The organism is Paractinoplanes durhamensis, assembly GCF_016862175.1.
In the GTDB taxonomy this organism is placed as follows: Bacteria; Actinomycetota; Actinomycetes; order Mycobacteriales; family Micromonosporaceae; genus Actinoplanes; species Actinoplanes durhamensis.
The window spans coordinates 366,183-381,600 of record NZ_BOML01000013.1; the positions used below are offsets into that span (position 1 = coordinate 366,183).

Below are 15,418 nucleotides of genomic sequence, written 5' to 3' on the forward strand. Positions count from 1 at the left end.
ACGCCTATCCGTGCAACTTGCATTATTAGCTACTCGACGACAGCCGAGAAACTTTCCACCTGGCTAACAGTCGGGTTTGGGGCCTTGGGCCAGGACCCAGTAGGCTGCCAACCTATTACTTAAGCCCGGCCACTCATTGAAGCGCGTCGACCGTTGTCATCGCAGCATTTGGGGGCTCTGACGTTGACCAACACCAAGCGGGATCCCGCGGCAGAGCTCCGGAAAGCTCTGGTGGCCGCCCTGGTCGACGTGCCGGTCACACATAGTCTTGCCGACCGGAGATTGCTGATTAACCTGGTCCGGCGCGACGTCCGCACGTTCCCCGACGTCCCGGAACGCGATCAGGCCAGGACCCATGTAATTGAGATCGTCCTTGCCTGCATAAGCACCCGCGGAGGGCTCCGCGCACTCAAAGAAGCATTGATCGTCATGGCGCCGGAGGCGCCCGGCACCCGGCTGGCGTGCTCCCTCGTCGACAATGCCAGCCTGGCCAGCCTCCTCCTGCAGGGCGAGAGCCAACAAGCGCATCACCTCCTTCGGAGGGCCGCGGCCGAAGCCGACGACGCCGTATGGCACGAGATCACCCTGTCGACGATCTCCGGCTCCATCAAGCCTCCGCCAGACCTCGTGCAGGCATTCGATTTCGCCGCAGGCCGTGACACCGCCCGGCATACCGCCACCGCCCTGATCCTCGCGCACCGAGTCGCGGCCGAGCTCGACGGCACCCTCCGCGCGGAGTTGGCGGCCTGGGTCGAGCAGGTCGCCGAGAGGCTCGAGTTGCTCGACGACGTGACGTCGGGCCCCGACACCGAAGCCGCCGTCCGGGGTGACACTCCCGATGTGCCGTCGGACCCGTCGCCACCAGGCGTAATGTCGGACGATTTGCAGTTTATCGCCCCCGATGGTCAGCTTGGTGGCTTTGGTGACGAAAATGGTGATATGGACAACCAGCACGACACGCGAACAAGATTCATGCCAGCTGTTGATATCGGGCCCAGCTCAAGGGCCGATGCCGAGGCCGTGCCGGCGACCCATGGCGACACGAGCGAAAAGATTGGAGATGATATGGCTCCCGTCGCCGACCGGAAGCTCACCCATGAAAAGCTTCCGCAAGTATGGGGAGAAGTACCACAGAGAAACCCCGACTTCACCGGTCGGGAAGAATTTCTCGAAACGCTTCACAACGAACTCAGCGAACGACGCCAGACCGCCGTTCTACCGCAGGCCATCCATGGCATGGGTGGCGTCGGCAAGTCTCAAATAGCCATTGAATACGTTCATCGCCACAGCCGCGAATACGATTTGATCTGGTGGATCCCGGCCGAGGACACCGGTCAGATTCTGTCGTCACTGACAAAGCTGGCACAGCGCCTGAAACTGGATGTCAGCCTCGAGGCCAATGCGGCCGTCCCTGCGGTGCAAGAGGCATTGAGCACGGGAATAACAGGCTATCGCGACTGGCTTTTGGTGTTCGACAACGCCGAAAATCCCACCGAGGCCCGGAAATACTTCCCGACCGGCGGTGCCGGCCAAATTCTGGTGACTTCTCGGAACCCTGACTGGGAACGGGGAACTCGCGCACTCGAGGTCGATGTTTTCACCCGCGACGAAAGCATCACCTTTCTGCAGAACCGCAACAGCGATCTGCACGACGAGGACGCAAACAGCCTGGCCGAGGCGCTCGGTGACCTGCCACTCGCGATCGAGGCAGCTTCCGCCTGGCGAGCGACCACCGGCATGGAAACGACGGAGTATCTCCGGCTGCTGAGCGAGAAGCGGCTGGAACTCTTCGACGTGGACCCGCCGCCGGACTACCGGCTCACCGTGCGGGCGGCGTGGAGCATGTCGCTCGGGAAGCTGGCCGAGGGCAACCTCGCCGCCCTTGAGCTGTTGCAGGTCTGCTCGTTCTTCGCCCCGGAGCCGATCTCCCGCAATCTGTTCACCGGCTCGAGCGCAGCAGACATCACGCCGGAGCTGGACGCCATGTTGCGCGACACCTACAGCATCGGCCGGGCGATCCGCGACATCCTGAAGCTGGCGCTGGCAAAGTATGACCACCGCAACAACACACTCCAGATTCACCGCCTCATCCGATTGGTGCTGACCGACAGCATGGACGAGGGTCAACAGAAGCGCATGCGACGGGGCGCGAACACCCTGCTGGCGAACGCGGACCCGAATGAACCGGGCCGGCGGAGCCAGTGGGACCGCTACAGCGCACTCCGCGCGCACGTGGAGGCATCGGACGCGGTGTCCTCGGACGAGCCCCGAGTACACGACCTCGTCTTCAGTGTCGTGCAGTACCTGTACTACTTCGGCGATCACAAGGGCAGCGAAGCTCTGGCCGAGCAGTCGTTCGAACATCGGAAGGTCGACCGCGGCCCGGCCGACGCGCACACCTTGCGGCTGGCGAAGTGGCTCAGTTGGATGTATTTCGTCAACGGCAGGTACGAGGATGCCCGGGAACTGAACAAGCAGACCCTCGAGCTCTATCGGCAGACCTTCGGCGACGAGGACGAGGGCACGCTGGACGCGATGAAGGTCGTTGCGATGGACTTGCGGGTGACCGGCGACTTCCAGTCTGCCCTGGAACTCGATCAGCGCGCCGTGGAGGCCGCACGACGCGCCTTCGGGCCGGACGATCCCATCACCTTGCAAGGCACGAACAACCTCGGCGTCAATCTTCGGATCCTGGGTTTGTTCCAGGAAGCTGAAAAACTCGATCGGGACAACTACCGCCGCCTGGTCAATGTGCTCGGATCGGACAGCGACGCTGCCACGCTCTCGCTCTACAACCTTCTTATCGACCGGCGCGAGTCCGGCGATTACGTCGCGGCTCGCAAAGAACACGAGGGCGCATATGCCCGAAGCATCGAAATCTTCGGCAAGGACGCCCCGGCAACGCTGCGGATGGCTCGGGCCCTGGCGGTGGCCCGCCGCAAGGCGGGCGACCACCCAGGGGCGTTGAAGATGTCGAGTGAGACGTTCGACAAATACCAGCGCCGTTATGGCGACGACTATCCTGAGACCATCGCGACGGCGCAGAACCTTGCGGTCGACCGCCGCCACGACGGAGATCTGCAAGGCGCCCGCAAGCTGGCCGAAGACACGCTGGAAAGGTATGTGCGACTCTTCGGCGCGCGGCACCCGTACACACTTTCGGCACGGACGAACCTCGCCGTCATTCTTCGCCTGGACGGAGCGCTCGACTCGGCGCTGGGTCATGACAAGGATTCCCTGAGTATTCTCAGAGAAACGCTCGGCGCCGATCATCCGGTCACGCTTATCTGCGCAACCAACTATGGCAGTGACCTGTTTGCGACCGGAGACGTGGGCGAGGCCTACGAACATGACATCGACACGCTCGCCAGGTCGGAGCGCATTCTCGGCCATGATCACCCTTCGACACTCGCCTGCAGCGTCAATCTGGCGTTGGACCTCAGGGCGTTGGAGCGGGTGGCCGAAGCCGATCGAATTCTCTCGGACACGCTGGCGAGCCTGCGCCGAGCCCTGGGCGAGCGCCACCCTGCGACGCTGAATGCACTTCAGAACCTGCGGGCCGACTGTGACGTCGACCCGATGCCGCTCTAGCACGCCGGATCGCGGATGGTGACGGCTTCCCGCCGTCGCCATCCGCCGTCTCAGTCGATGCGCCCAGGTGGGCCGGAGCCCAGATTGACCCGAGCGTGCTCCAGTTGTTCGAACAATATCGACTTCGACGGCTCGAGAAGCCGGCGATCTGCCTTGCAGAGATCGCGGAGAGAAGTACCCGTTAAGTCGATCAAATCAGTTTCGATCTCTGGGGGATCGAGATCCACAGCGCAGATTCCCTTCTCAAGGCCGGCCACGCCGGGGTTGAGCGTACGGTCACCGGGATGGCGGCACGCGGGACCTTTCGCCATTCATCTTCGCCAGTCTCTCATATCCGCTGGGATGCAAGGCACGATTCGCTTCGGGGCGGCAGCAATCTCGATAATGATCGACGTGATACATGATCCGGCGGGAATTAGTATGGGTGAGTGGGGTCTTCGCACATGCCGGGTGACATAACAATCGGGATCGTCACGGCCTTGGCGATCGAGTACGCGCCGGTCCGGAAGGTGCTGGAAGGCGCGCACGATCAGCACATGCAGGGTGATCAAAAGCTCTACTGCGTCGGCAGCGTTCCCAGTGCCGCCCCGGACACGCCGCATCAGGTCGTAGCCACACAGTTGACCCGGGATGGGACTCGGGACGCGGCTGCCACCGTGATCGGCCTCGTCCGATCCTTCCCCTCGGTCCGGACCATCATGGTTTCCGGCATAGCGGCCGGTATTCCGGACGCGGGCCTGGGCCTCGGTGACATCGTCAGCGCTACCGAGGGTGTCGTCGACTATTCGCACCTGAGGGTGACCGGCGAAGGTACCGAACTACGGCGTCCGCTTGGCGATGTCTCGGCCGCCGTCCTCGATGCCGACAACCGCCTTGCGGAGCACGAGATCCATGGACACCGCCCGTGGCTGACCACGCTCGCCACCCTGGAGCGAAGCAACGTCGCCTTCCGGCGGCCGAGTGGAGGCGAAACCACGACCGTCCATCGCGGGGCAATCGGCAGTGCCGACATCCTCCTCCGCGACGCCATCCTGCGTGACGGCCTCGCACACCGGCACCGGATCATCGCGCTCGAGATGGAGGCGTCCGGAGTGGCCACCGCCGCAAGACTCTGCGGCCGTGAGTTCTTCGTCGTCCGGGCCATCTCCGACCTCGCCGATCAGAAAAAGGACGACCGCTGGCATGGACATGCCGCAGCAGCCTCGACGGCCTATCTGCACGCTCTTCTGGGAGCGCTCATGCCGGAGATCTCGACGCCGACGCGGGCCGGCGGCAACCGGAACGTGGATGGACTGCCGCGGATCGTCGAGGCGCTCCTCGGCAGTCGGGCAGTACGGGACGAACACACCAGGTCGCAGCTCATCGACCTGCTTCCCGCCTACATCCGGTCCGGTGTCCCCTACAGTTCGACTCCCCGGATCCACGTCATCTCCATCGTCAGCACCTGTTCGGGCTATCCGAGCGGACGAGAGGCCCTCCTGGACTCGCTGTGCGTGCTGCTCGGCGAGGACTCGCCGGAGTTCGGCGCCTTGGCTGCCGTCATCCGGCAGAACTGGAGCCGGGCGTAGCCGTACGGCTCGCCCGTGCCAGCCACTCCGCCAGGACCGACGGGTCCGGGGCAGGGTTGCGGGTACCACGATGCACCGCCCGGACCAGGGCGGCATCCTCACGGAGGACTGCTGCCGCCGGCCCATCGACGGCCAAGCCGAGACCGCTCCACGCGTCGAGGTCGTCCGGGTCATCGAGCAGACGGCGGGTGAAAGCCGCGGCGGCCTCAGCGCGCTCCGCGTGCAGGAGGTTCGCGTCCGCGTCGTCCACCCCCATCGCGCGAAGGCGATCCGTAAGAGGCACGTCTCCTCGAATCACCCATCTGCGGGCGAGGGCGAGCCGTCCTTGGGACCATTGCCGCTGACCCGCAACGACGACATATCCAGGATCCAGGACCGGCGCATCCTTTCCGCTCGACCAGGCGACGACGAGCCGATCCACGGTGTCCTTCGCCGGGCTCAAATGCCGGAGGCGCCAACCCGTGCGATGAGCGGAAGCTACCAGTTCGGCCGCGCGTACCGCGGTTTCGGTGGTCGGGGCGAGCTTCCACCCGGCGACGCGGTCGGCCAAGCCGTTGATCAGGCGCTCACCGAGGCGGGTAAGTCCATCCGAGCCGGCCGCCGCACGGAGAGCCTGTTCCACCTGAAGGCGCGAGAGAACATATTCAAACTCGTCGGCCGGTGACTGGCTCAGGCCTGCCTGGACACGCCAGAAGTCCGATATATCAACAAATGCATATATTCCTTGGATCAGACCGGCCAACGGTCTCGGATCGTCCCGCCAGGGGGCATACAGATTCTCCCGCTGAACGCCCGAGGTTGCCGGCAGCAGATGCAGAAGACCACCTAGCCGGATGTGCGCAGATTCGTGGACCAGAGCGACGGCCAAGGCCCGGGCATCGACAGGCTGGGAGACAAGGACGCTACCGAAAGCCTCACCGGTCGACGCGCTCCGCGTCTCGCCCACACCGTTGTCGCTCAGGGGGACAAGGGAAACCACACCGTCGGCCATGGCTTCCGCAGAGGCCCGGTGATGCGCGCAGAGGATCTCCCAGGCTTCGGACAAGAGGGACCCCCACCGCTCGTGATCGGCCATCGACAGCCGTTGCGGCTCGACCGGATCGCCAAGGTCACGAAACAGATCGATGTCGTCGAGTGTCACCTCCATGACGGGATCGGAGCCGACCCGAAGCCGGCGCAGCTCCCACCAGTCGCCATCCCCCGACCAGCTTCGGCCGTCAGCTGCGACCGTCAAGTCTTGCCCACGGCGATGGAGCGTCACCTGATGGCCATCCGTCTCAGCCTCGGCAACACCCCACGCCGCCCGGTCCGAAAACACCGCCATGCCCAAGCCGGGCAGCATCACCTTGCCATCACGCACCGGAATAGCCGTGGCCCAGCTGCGGCCCTGACGGACCGCGCCGACGAACGCCAGGGCATGCAGAACGCCGGCATCAACCCACAGCGGAGACGGCGACGTCACGAGGCCGCGAGCGCGGCGCAGAAGGTAAGCAGCCCAGCTCCCGACCTGCGGATGCAACAGCAATTCTCGAAACATCGCCCGATCCGAGGCGTCGATCTCCATCAGCATCTCGATCGAGGTGGCCGGCGGCGGCAACGGTCCGAGCAGATCAGGCCGGTGCGTGACGAGGTCCACGACGGCGCCGAGGAGCAGGAGACGCCGGCTGAACTCGGTTCGCCACAGTGCATCTGTCAGATCCGCACTCCCGTATCCATGGCAGAGCAGATCCACATGCGAGTCCTTGATGCGGTGGTTCGCCGACAACATCAAGGCCCCTCCAAGCACGAGTCTGAGCAGACAGCTCCCACATGGCCACTCTAAGCGCAGGGCCCCTTCCGATCGATTGCTACAAATGGGCTCCGGGCGCGGCCCGCACCACGGCGACCGCCTCGTGCCGCCGGCCTTGCCGGCCTCGCACACCACGGCGGCTCCCCGTGCGAGCGGCCCTCTCCGCAGGGAGGCGTTGGTAAGTCCGGGCAGACTCTTAGCGGAAATGTTTGCACTTGTTTCTTTCTGTTGACATCACGGATGTCTATGCGTAAATGTGCTCGCAACGCGTCGTTGATCGAAGGGAAACACTCGATGCTGCGATCACCCCTGCGACCACTACTGCTTGCCGCCCTGATGGTTCTGTCCATATTGGTGGCGCCGGCCGGCGTCGCGACCGCTGCCGCCGCCGATGTGCATGGGCTCAAGGGCGAGTACTTCCGGATGTCGGCGCCCGGCGCCCGGGACTTCGCGGAGCTCGGCGGGATCGTGCTCGACCCGAACATCGATCTCGGCGGGCTGGTCGGGACGTTCCAGTCGCTGACCGGGCGCACCGAGCACACCACCGCCCGCTGGACCGGCAAGCTCACCGCCCCGGCCACCGGCGACTACACGTTCTCGATGATCGGCGACAACGGGTTCCGGTTCTCGCTGGACGAGCAGCCGGTGATCGACCACTGGGTCGGCGACTGGGACGTCGAGCAGAACAGCGCCCCGGTGCATCTCGTGGCGGGTGAGGCCCACGTCGTACGCATCGAGATGTTCCAGGATGTCGGCGGTGCCAACCTGTTCCTGCGATGGGCGGCGGCCGGGCTCGCCAAGCAGATCGTGCCCGAATCGGCGTTCACCCCGCCGGACGGCTTCCAGATCTTCCCGGTCGACTTCACGGTCGACCCGGCCGGCACGACGCTGACCGCGGCCTTCGAGGCCACGGTGACCACGCTCGGCGAGTTCGCCGCGAAGACCACCGTCGAGGTCGACACCACCCCGTTCCCGATCAAGTCGGCCCGGCGCGACGGGACTCGCATCACCATCACCCTCGGCCAGCCCGTGCAGAAGGGGCAGAAGGTCCAGGTCAACTACGACGGGACCGGCGGCCTGGTCGTCGGCACCGAGACGGTCCCGCAGGTCATCCGCTCGGCGACCAACAACTCCACGCACCGGCTCACCACGCCGTGGGGCGACAAGGTCGACAGGAAGCACCCGCTGCCCGAATATCCCCGGCCGCAGCTCGTCCGCAAGGACTGGCTCAACCTCAACGGGCCGTGGGAGTTCGCCGGCGCCGCCGCGGGTGCGCAACCTGCCTTCGGGACGAGGCTCGCCGAGACGATCACCGTGCCGTACCCGGTCGAGTCGCAGCTGTCCGGCATCGAGCGGCGCGAGTCGCACATGTTCTACCGCAAACTCGTGACCGTGCCGAAAGACTGGTGCAAAAAGCGAATCAAAATTAACTTCGGGGCGGTCGACTACCAGGCCGAGGTCTGGGTCAACGGCACGCTCGTGGCCGAACACACCGGTGGCTACACCGCTTTCACCGCGGACATCACCGGCGCGCTCAAGCCTAGCGGCCAGCAGGAGATCATCGTCGCGGTCACCGACGAGACCGGCCCGAACCAGCCCAAGGGCAAGCAGTCGCTGAACCCGGGCGGCATCGTCTACGAGCCGTCCTCCGGCATCTGGCAGACCGTGTGGCTGGAGCCGGTCGCGCCGGCCTCGATCGACGAGGTCGTCACGACCCCTACCCTCACCTCGGTGAACGTGCAGGTCAACTCGGCCACGCCGAACGCCCGGGTGACCGCCACCGCCTACGACAAGAAGGGCAAGAAGGTCGGCACGGTCAGCGGCGTGGCCAACACTCCCCTCACGCTGACGGTCGCCAATCCGCACCTGTGGACGCCGGACGACCCGTACCTCTATGACCTGGACGTTCGCCTCGGCGCTGACGCCGTAAAGAGCTACTTCGGGTTGCGCACGGTAGGCGTACAAAAGGTCGGCGGTTTTCCGAAGTTGGTCTTGAACGGCAAGCCGATCTTCTCGCTCGCCACCCTCGACCAGGGCTTCTGGCCGGACGGGCTCTACACCCAGCCGAGCGACGCGGCGCTGCGGTTCGACCTGGTCGAGACGAAGAAGCTCGGCTTCAACGCGGTGCGTAAGCACATCAAGGTCGAGTCGGCCCGCTGGTACCGGCATGCCGACGAGGTCGGGCTGCTGGTGTGGCAGGACTTCGTGTCCGCCGACATCGACGGCGTGGCCGGTCAGCAGGCGTGGCTCAGCCAGGGCCTCGAGGAGATGCGGCAGCTACACAGCTACCCGTCGGTGATCGGCTGGGTGGTCTTCAACGAGGGCTGGGGCGAATGGGACCGGACCGCGACCGGGCAGATCACCGAGCAGGTCAAGGCGGCTGACCCGTCGCGCATCGTCAACGCGCACAGCGGCGTCAACTGCTGCTCGTCGAAGGGTGACTCGGGCAAGGGCGACGTGATCGACCACCACGACTACGTCAACAACGACCCGGCCTACCCGGACGCGACCCGGATCGCGATGGACGGCGAGCACGGCGGCTTCACCTTGCGAACCCCGGGTCACATGTGGCCCGGCACGCCGGCGGTCATCTACAGCGGGGTGGCCGACAAGGCGGCGCTGACCGCGAAGTATGTGGACAACACCTCGCGCTTCTACCTCGAAGCGGCCGGGGCGGAGCTGTCCGGTTCGGTCTACACCCAGATCACCGACCTGGAGACCGAGCTCAACGGCCTCTGGACCTACGACCGGCGCGAGATCAAGGTCAACGCCGCTGAGGTACGGGCGGTGAATGCGCAGGTCATCGCGGCTGGGGCCGCGGCCGGGGCGGACGCGACGTTCCCGGGCCGGGGCGACTGGGCGCTAGACGGCACGACCCAGGACACCAGTGGCAGCAAGGCCGACCTCACGCTGAGCGGCGACACCACGTGGACCGACGGCGTACACGGGCAGGCGTTGAAGTTCGATGGTGACGGCGACTCGGCCGACACCGCGGCGCCCGTCCTCGACACGACGAAGGACTACACGGTCGCCGCGTGGGTCACGCTCGACAAGCTGCCCGGCAACTACGCCTCGGCGGTCAGCCAGGACGGCCGGGCCACCGAAAATCCCTTCTATCTGCAGTACGGCCAGGGGGCCTTCGCCTTCAGCACGCCGGGCGGCAATCGCGCCCGGCTGGCGATCACGCCTGCGCTGAACCACTGGTACCACCTGGTCGGCGTGCGGGATCACGCCGGCGGTGAGGTGCGGCTGTACGTCGACGGGCAGCGAGCCGCCGCGGTACCGGCCGGGCCGGACGTGGTGAGCACCGGTCCGCTGTCGATCGGGCGGGCGAAGTACGCGGGCAACCGGACCGACTACTGGTCCGGCTCGGTCGACGACGTCCACGTCTACCAGCGGAGCCTGAGCGACGCAGAGGTCGCGGCGCTCTACGCGGCCTGACCGTTATCCGGCCCGCCCCTCGCGGGGCGGGCCGTTGGTCACCGGTTCCCCTGCCGAGCACAGGGGACACTCTGGAGTCCATCCCCGGCCCTCCCCCGGCGTCAGTCTGGTTCCGGCCTCGCCGCGCCATTCGGGGGTCTCCGGGAAGAGCAAGAACTGTCAGGTTCCGGGTGGCTCCGGGCACCACAATTCAACGGTGACCAACGTTGGCCGGGATCGGCTCCGCGAGCTCCTCGACGCAGTGCTCGCCGACGGCGAGTCCCGCTCGCTGGACGACATGGCCGGCGACGCGTTCTCGTCGCCGTTTCACTTCAGCCGGATGCTGGCCCGCGGGACGGGTGAGTCACCGGTGGCGATGCGGCGGCGGGTGCTGCTGGAGCGGGCCGCCTGGCAGCTGTCGAACGGATCGGCGGTGACCGACGCGGCCTGGGCGGCCGGGTACGACTCGGCGGAGGGGTTCTCCCGCGCCTATTCGCGGGCATTCGGGCACCCACCGAGCCGGCCCGCCGCCCGGCACTGGCTGCCGGCGCCGAACGGCATCCACTTCCACCCGCCGCTCTCGCTGTGGGTCGACGCGAACGAGCACACCACGAACCCGCTCACTTCGCAGCTCGTCCGGCACGACCTCGACGACACGGCCGCGCTCCTCTCCTTCGCCACCGGCCTTTCCGAGGCCGAGCTGTCCGAGGTGCGCCTGCCCGGGGCGGTGGTGCTCGAGTGGGACGGCCCCGAGGAGACCATCGGCGACGTCCTGCACCATCTGGTCCGCACCAAGGAGACCTGGCTCGCCTCCATCGACGGCCGGGACACCCCTTCGCGCGGCCGGCCTTCTTCGGTCGCCGAGCTCATCGAGCGGCACGAGGTCGCCGGCGCGGCCTGGCTGGCGATGGTGCGCGACCTCGACGCCCGCGGCGCGTGGGGCGACCGGCTGATCGACGCGCTGTGCGAGCCACCGGAGAGCTTCGTGATCAGCAGCGTCGTCGCCCACGTCCTGACCTACTCGGCCCACCGCCGCCAGTTGGCGCGGCTCATGCTGCGCACCGCCGGCCACCCGGTGGGACCGGGCGACCCGATCATGTGGCTACGCCGCCAGCGCAACGAGGAGACGACATCTGATGGCCCAGACGATCTATTACGTGGCTAGCACCCTGGACGGCTTCATCGCCGACCCCGACGACTCGCTGGACTGGCTGCTCAAGCAGGACATCGACGAGAACGGCCCGATGAACTACAACGCTTTCATCGCCGAGGCAGGCGCGGTCATCATGGGCGCGTCAACATACGAGTGGCTGGTGAAACACCAGGCCGGCACCGGCGAGAAGTGGCCGTACACCCAGCCGTCCTGGGTCTTCACCCACCGCACCTTGCCCGGAGTGGACGGCGCCGACATCCGCTTCACCAGCGCCCCGGCAACCGAGGTGCACGCCGCAGCCACCGAGGCCGCAAACGGCAGAAACGTGTGGGTGGTCGGCGGCGGCGACCTGGCCGGCCAGTTCACCGACGCGGGCCTGCTCGACGAGCTGATGGTGAGCTACGCCCCGGTGACGCTCGGGGCGGGCGCCCCGCTGCTCCCCCGCCGCCTCGACCTGCGCCTACGCGAAACCACCCGCAACGCAGCCTTCGTCATGGCCCACTACGAGGTCATCCGCACCAACGCGGACATTGACCAGCCTCGTTAGCTTGGGCGGAGGCAGGAGGTGCCTCCATTGTCCGATCAGGTGAGCGTGCGGCACGACGCGCTGGTCACGCACGCGGGCCACGTCGAGGCGATCGCCGACCAGGTGTCGACGGCGGCCGGGGCCGGTCGTGCGGTCCGCGCCGACGACGGGGCGTACGGGCAGCTCTGCGTGATGGTGCCGACGATGCTGAACCTACTGCACGACATCCTGGTCGATGGCCTGGACGAGTGCGCCGAGTCGCTGCGGGACACCGGCGCAAAACTGCGCGTCACCGCCGCTGAGTACGAGGCTTCCGACGCCTTCAGCGCCGACTCGTTCAAGGGCGCCGGATGACCGGCAACCCGCTGGTTGCCGGCCCCGTCGAGCAGCCGAAATCGGCCTGGGCCGGGGTCTGGATCGCCGAGGACATCGAGCTCATCGCCCAGGGTGTGCAGAACCGCAGCTGGGTGGACGGCACCCTGGGGGCGGTCGGCGTCGGCCTCGACGGTCTGGCCCTGGTGACGACCCGGTCGGCGCTCTCCTGCAGTACGGCATCGCGTGGCTGATGGAACACGTGAAGCCGCTCTCCGAGGCCCTTGATTGGCTGGCCGGAGACCCGGGTGCGATCGCCGGTCATGCCCAGACCTGGCGCAACGTCGCCGCATCGGTCCGGGCCGAGTCGGACCAGCTGGTCCGGGCGGTCCGGTTCGACCTGGCCGAGTGGCAGGGGGCTGCCGCCGACGCCTACCGGACCTGGGCCGGTCAGCGCGAGGAGTCGATGCGCGCGCTGGTCAAGGCCGCCGACACGATGGCCCTGATCACCGAGGGCGCCGGAATGCTGATCGCCGCCGTGCGGATGATGGTGCGGGATGCGATCGCCACGGTGGTCTCGCGGCTGATCGTCTACGCGGGGGAACTGATCGCCACGCTCGGCGCGGCCACGCCGGTGGTGGTCGAGCAGGTGGCCACGCTGTGTGCCTCCTGGGCCGCGAAGATCGCCCGCTGGCTCCGGGACCTGCTCTCCAGCCTGCGCAACCTCGGCTCGGCGATGCGCAAGCTCGGCGAGATCATCCAGGATCTGATCGCCCGGCTGCGCGGATCGCGCGGGCTGGAGCACGGTCTCCTCCGAGAAGGCGACGGGATCGTCCGCAACGGCCGGAAGATCCTGATGAGCCGCGACAATGTGCTGGCGCTGGCGAAGAAGTACGGCATCGACATGAAAGGCGTGCAGCTCAGCATCGACAAGTTCCGGCGCGGCGGCGGACCGGGCAAGGAGTTCTACGGTGCGACCATGCCGGACGGCGAGATCAAGCTGGCGCGGGACGCGTTCATGGATGAGGAGCAGCTGGCCCGCACCCTCGCGCACGAGCGGTTCCACCTCGACGAGTTGCGGCAGGGCCTGCCGTTCCCGTGGACCGAGGCCGCCCGGCGCGCCTATGAGGCGCGGGCGTATGCCCATGAGGAACGCTGGTGGCAGGAACACAAGCATCTACTCGAGGGGGAATGACCGCGGATGCCGGAGATGACGGAGGCGGAACGTCGCTGGGAGTCCTGGTATCAGGCCTTTCTCCGGGTGTTCGAGGCCTTTCCCCAGCCGGTCGAGGTGCCGTGCCCGGAGGGCGACGGCGGCCACATCCGCCTGACCTTCTACGGCTATCCCGACAGCCGCACCGGCTCGGTGACGGCCTGGTGCGACCGGTGCCATCACGGCATCTGGCTCGGCCGGGCCGGCATCCCGCCGGGTGCCGAGGTTCATCCGTTCGAGAGTCGTCCCGCGGGGATGCCGGAGATCGAGCTGATCCCGGACGCCTGGCCCTCTTGAGCGCTCCTTCGACGCTGCCCCGCACCCTGACCGCGCCGATCCACCAGGGCGGCCCGGGTCGCTATTTTGCGGCGGCGCGGATGCGGTCGACGTGCTCCTCCACCCAGTCGCTGAGTGCGGCCAGCGGCGCGCAGACGCTGTGGCCGAGGTCGGTGAGTTCGTAGACGACGTGGGACGGCACGGCCGGGTAGACGGTGCGAGTGAGGAATCCGTACGCCTCCAGGCGCCGTACGGTCGCACTGAGCACCTTGGGGCTGACTCCCTGCAAGCGAGTCTGCAGAGCGGTGTAACGCTGGGGTCCGTCGGCGAGGGCACCGATCGTCAGCGCTGACCACTTGTTGGTGAGGACCTCGAAGACGTCCCGGCATGGGCACAGAACGGCGTAGACGTCGTGCTTGTCGTGTTCTCCCGTGCGGCAGGCCGCTGTCATCCAGAACCCCTCCTGAGCTGCATGGCTATCCAAATGATAGTGGGTTCCCTTGCGGGTGACCCGGCAGCCGCGCCTACCGTTCTCGACGACACCCCGCATGGTCATCGGAAGTGGGCTGAAGTGAAGTCAACGGGAGTTCAGGACGCCGGCGTGATGCGTGCTGTCGTGGTGGAGGCGTTCGGCGGTCCTGAGGTATTGCGGATGGCGACGGTTGCCCGTCCCCGGCCGTTGCCCGGTGACGTCCTGGTCCGGGTGCACGCCGCTGGAGTGAACCCGGTCGACTGGAAGACGCGCGCGGGATTTCCCACCCCGGCTGCTGCGGCGTTCGGCGATCCGCCGCACATTCTCGGCTGGGACGTCTCGGGAACCGTCGAGGAGGCCGGCCCGGGAGTGCACCTGCTCGCCCCGGGGGACGAGGTCTACGGCCTGGTGTGGTTCCCTCGTCCGGGCGGCGCCTATGCCGAGTACGTGGCGGCACCGGCTCGGCAGTTCGCCCGCAAACCGGCTGCCTTCGACCACGTGCATGCCGCTGCGATGCCACTCGCCGGCCTCACCGCGTTGCACGCTCTGACCGACGCCGCCGATGTCCGCCCCGGTCAACGGGTGCTGATCCACGCGGGCGGCGGCGGTGTCGGCCATCTCGCGGTGCAGATCGCCAAACACCTCGGCGCGCACGTCATCGCCACTGCCCGCGCCCCCAGACACGACTGGCTGCGTGAACTCGGGGCCGACGAAGTCGTCGACTACACCGCCGTCCGTTTCGAAGACGCCATCGACCCGGTGGACGTGGTCATCGACCTCGTCGGCGACGGCTACGACCGGACGAGCACCCGATCCCTGGACGTACTCGAGAAGAACGGCCTTTTTGTCCAGGTCGCCCCCATCGTCCCGCCGGACCTTGCCGCCAAGGCCGGCGACCGTCAGATCAGGGTGACTCCGGCGATCCTCGTCGACCCGGACGGCCCCGGCCTGAATCGACTGGCGAACCTGGCCGACAGCGGGGAACTCGTCGTCGCGGTCGAGAAAACCTTCCCCCTTGAGCAGGCGGCCCAAGCACATCGACTCGGCGAGCAGAACCACGTCACCGGCAAACTGGTGTTGACGATCCGTGCGGCCTGA

Annotated in this window: 13 protein-coding genes; 10 read left to right on the top strand and 3 right to left on the bottom strand. The window is 66.9% G+C overall.

Features of this window, described 5'->3' with window-relative positions:
• Positions 1-183 precede the first annotated feature (183 nt).
• The gene (fxsT, locus tag Adu01nite_RS08390; protein ID WP_203725955.1) at positions 184-3,591 is read left to right on the top strand and encodes an FxSxx-COOH system tetratricopeptide repeat protein; all 3,408 of its coding nucleotides are present in this window, start codon (positions 184-186) and stop codon (positions 3,589-3,591) included.
• Between the two features lie 50 nt (positions 3,592-3,641).
• On the opposite strand, the gene Adu01nite_RS08395 is transcribed toward fxsT, so the two are convergent.
• Positions 3,642-3,848, bottom strand: a complete 207-nt coding sequence (locus tag Adu01nite_RS08395) for a hypothetical protein (RefSeq protein ID WP_203725956.1) — start codon at positions 3,846-3,848, stop codon at positions 3,642-3,644.
• A 186-nt stretch (positions 3,849-4,034) separates the two neighbouring features.
• Between Adu01nite_RS08395 and Adu01nite_RS08400 the strand changes: the two genes are divergently transcribed.
• Complete coding sequence (locus Adu01nite_RS08400; RefSeq protein ID WP_498371275.1) at positions 4,035-5,159, top strand: effector-associated domain 2-containing protein; 1,125 nt, start codon at positions 4,035-4,037, stop codon at positions 5,157-5,159.
• Here the strand turns inward: Adu01nite_RS08400 and Adu01nite_RS08405 are convergent.
• Positions 5,131-6,927 (bottom strand): HEXXH motif domain-containing protein, encoded by a 1,797-nt coding sequence (locus Adu01nite_RS08405; protein ID WP_203725958.1) that lies wholly within the window; start codon positions 6,925-6,927, stop codon positions 5,131-5,133. The two genes, Adu01nite_RS08400 and Adu01nite_RS08405, sit on opposite strands and share 29 nt — an antisense overlap.
• A 315-nt stretch (positions 6,928-7,242) precedes the next feature.
• Between Adu01nite_RS08405 and Adu01nite_RS08410 the strand changes: the two genes are divergently transcribed.
• From Adu01nite_RS08410 to Adu01nite_RS08440, 7 genes are all read left to right on the top strand, one after another.
• Positions 7,243-10,389 (top strand): LamG-like jellyroll fold domain-containing protein, encoded by a 3,147-nt coding sequence (locus Adu01nite_RS08410; protein WP_203725959.1) that lies wholly within the window; start codon positions 7,243-7,245, stop codon positions 10,387-10,389.
• A gap of 196 nt (positions 10,390-10,585) precedes the next feature.
• Positions 10,586-11,533 (top strand): helix-turn-helix domain-containing protein, encoded by a 948-nt coding sequence (locus tag Adu01nite_RS08415; RefSeq protein WP_203725960.1) that lies wholly within the window; start codon positions 10,586-10,588, stop codon positions 11,531-11,533.
• A complete protein-coding gene (locus Adu01nite_RS08420) occupies positions 11,526-12,068 on the top strand; it encodes a dihydrofolate reductase family protein (protein ID WP_239132231.1) in 543 nt (180 codons plus the stop codon). Before Adu01nite_RS08415 ends, Adu01nite_RS08420 begins: the two co-directional genes overlap by 8 nt.
• A 27-nt stretch (positions 12,069-12,095) precedes the next feature.
• Positions 12,096-12,401, top strand: coding sequence for a type VII secretion target (locus tag Adu01nite_RS08425; protein ID WP_203725962.1), 306 nt, complete (start codon positions 12,096-12,098; stop codon positions 12,399-12,401).
• On the top strand, positions 12,398-12,613 hold the full coding sequence (locus Adu01nite_RS08430) for a hypothetical protein (protein WP_203725963.1): 216 nt from the start codon (positions 12,398-12,400) through the stop codon (positions 12,611-12,613). Before Adu01nite_RS08425 ends, Adu01nite_RS08430 begins: the two co-directional genes overlap by 4 nt.
• The gene (locus Adu01nite_RS08435; protein WP_203725964.1) at positions 12,613-13,554 is read left to right on the top strand and encodes a WXG100 family type VII secretion target; all 942 of its coding nucleotides are present in this window, start codon (positions 12,613-12,615) and stop codon (positions 13,552-13,554) included. The genes Adu01nite_RS08430 and Adu01nite_RS08435 overlap by 1 nt, the downstream gene beginning before the upstream one ends.
• Positions 13,555-13,560: 6 nt before the next feature.
• Positions 13,561-13,869, top strand: coding sequence for a hypothetical protein (locus tag Adu01nite_RS08440; protein ID WP_203725965.1), 309 nt, complete (start codon positions 13,561-13,563; stop codon positions 13,867-13,869).
• Between the two features lie 61 nt (positions 13,870-13,930).
• Here the strand turns inward: Adu01nite_RS08440 and Adu01nite_RS08445 are convergent, their stop codons facing one another.
• Positions 13,931-14,299, bottom strand: coding sequence for a winged helix-turn-helix transcriptional regulator (locus Adu01nite_RS08445; protein WP_203725966.1), 369 nt, complete (start codon positions 14,297-14,299; stop codon positions 13,931-13,933).
• A 165-nt stretch (positions 14,300-14,464) separates the two neighbouring features.
• On the opposite strand from Adu01nite_RS08445, the gene Adu01nite_RS08450 reads away from it, so the two are divergent.
• On the top strand, positions 14,465-15,418 hold the full coding sequence (locus Adu01nite_RS08450) for an NADP-dependent oxidoreductase (RefSeq protein WP_307836594.1): 954 nt from the start codon (positions 14,465-14,467) through the stop codon (positions 15,416-15,418).

Excerpts from the sequence above, each read along its gene's own strand:
- Adu01nite_RS08400 (WP_498371275.1), top strand. The coding sequence starts at position 4,035 with ATGCCGGGTGACATAACAATCGGGATCGTCACGGCCTTGGCGATCGAG.
- Adu01nite_RS08405 (WP_203725958.1), bottom strand. The coding sequence starts at position 6,927 with ATGTTGTCGGCGAACCACCGCATCAAGGACTCGCATGTGGATCTGCTC.
- Adu01nite_RS08410 (WP_203725959.1), top strand. The coding sequence starts at position 7,243 with ATGCTGCGATCACCCCTGCGACCACTACTGCTTGCCGCCCTGATGGTT.
- Adu01nite_RS08430 (WP_203725963.1), top strand. The coding sequence starts at position 12,398 with ATGACCGGCAACCCGCTGGTTGCCGGCCCCGTCGAGCAGCCGAAATCG.
- Adu01nite_RS08435 (WP_203725964.1), top strand. The coding sequence starts at position 12,613 with ATGGAACACGTGAAGCCGCTCTCCGAGGCCCTTGATTGGCTGGCCGGA.
- Adu01nite_RS08440 (WP_203725965.1), top strand. The coding sequence starts at position 13,561 with ATGCCGGAGATGACGGAGGCGGAACGTCGCTGGGAGTCCTGGTATCAG.
- Adu01nite_RS08445 (WP_203725966.1), bottom strand. The coding sequence starts at position 14,299 with ATGACAGCGGCCTGCCGCACGGGAGAACACGACAAGCACGACGTCTAC.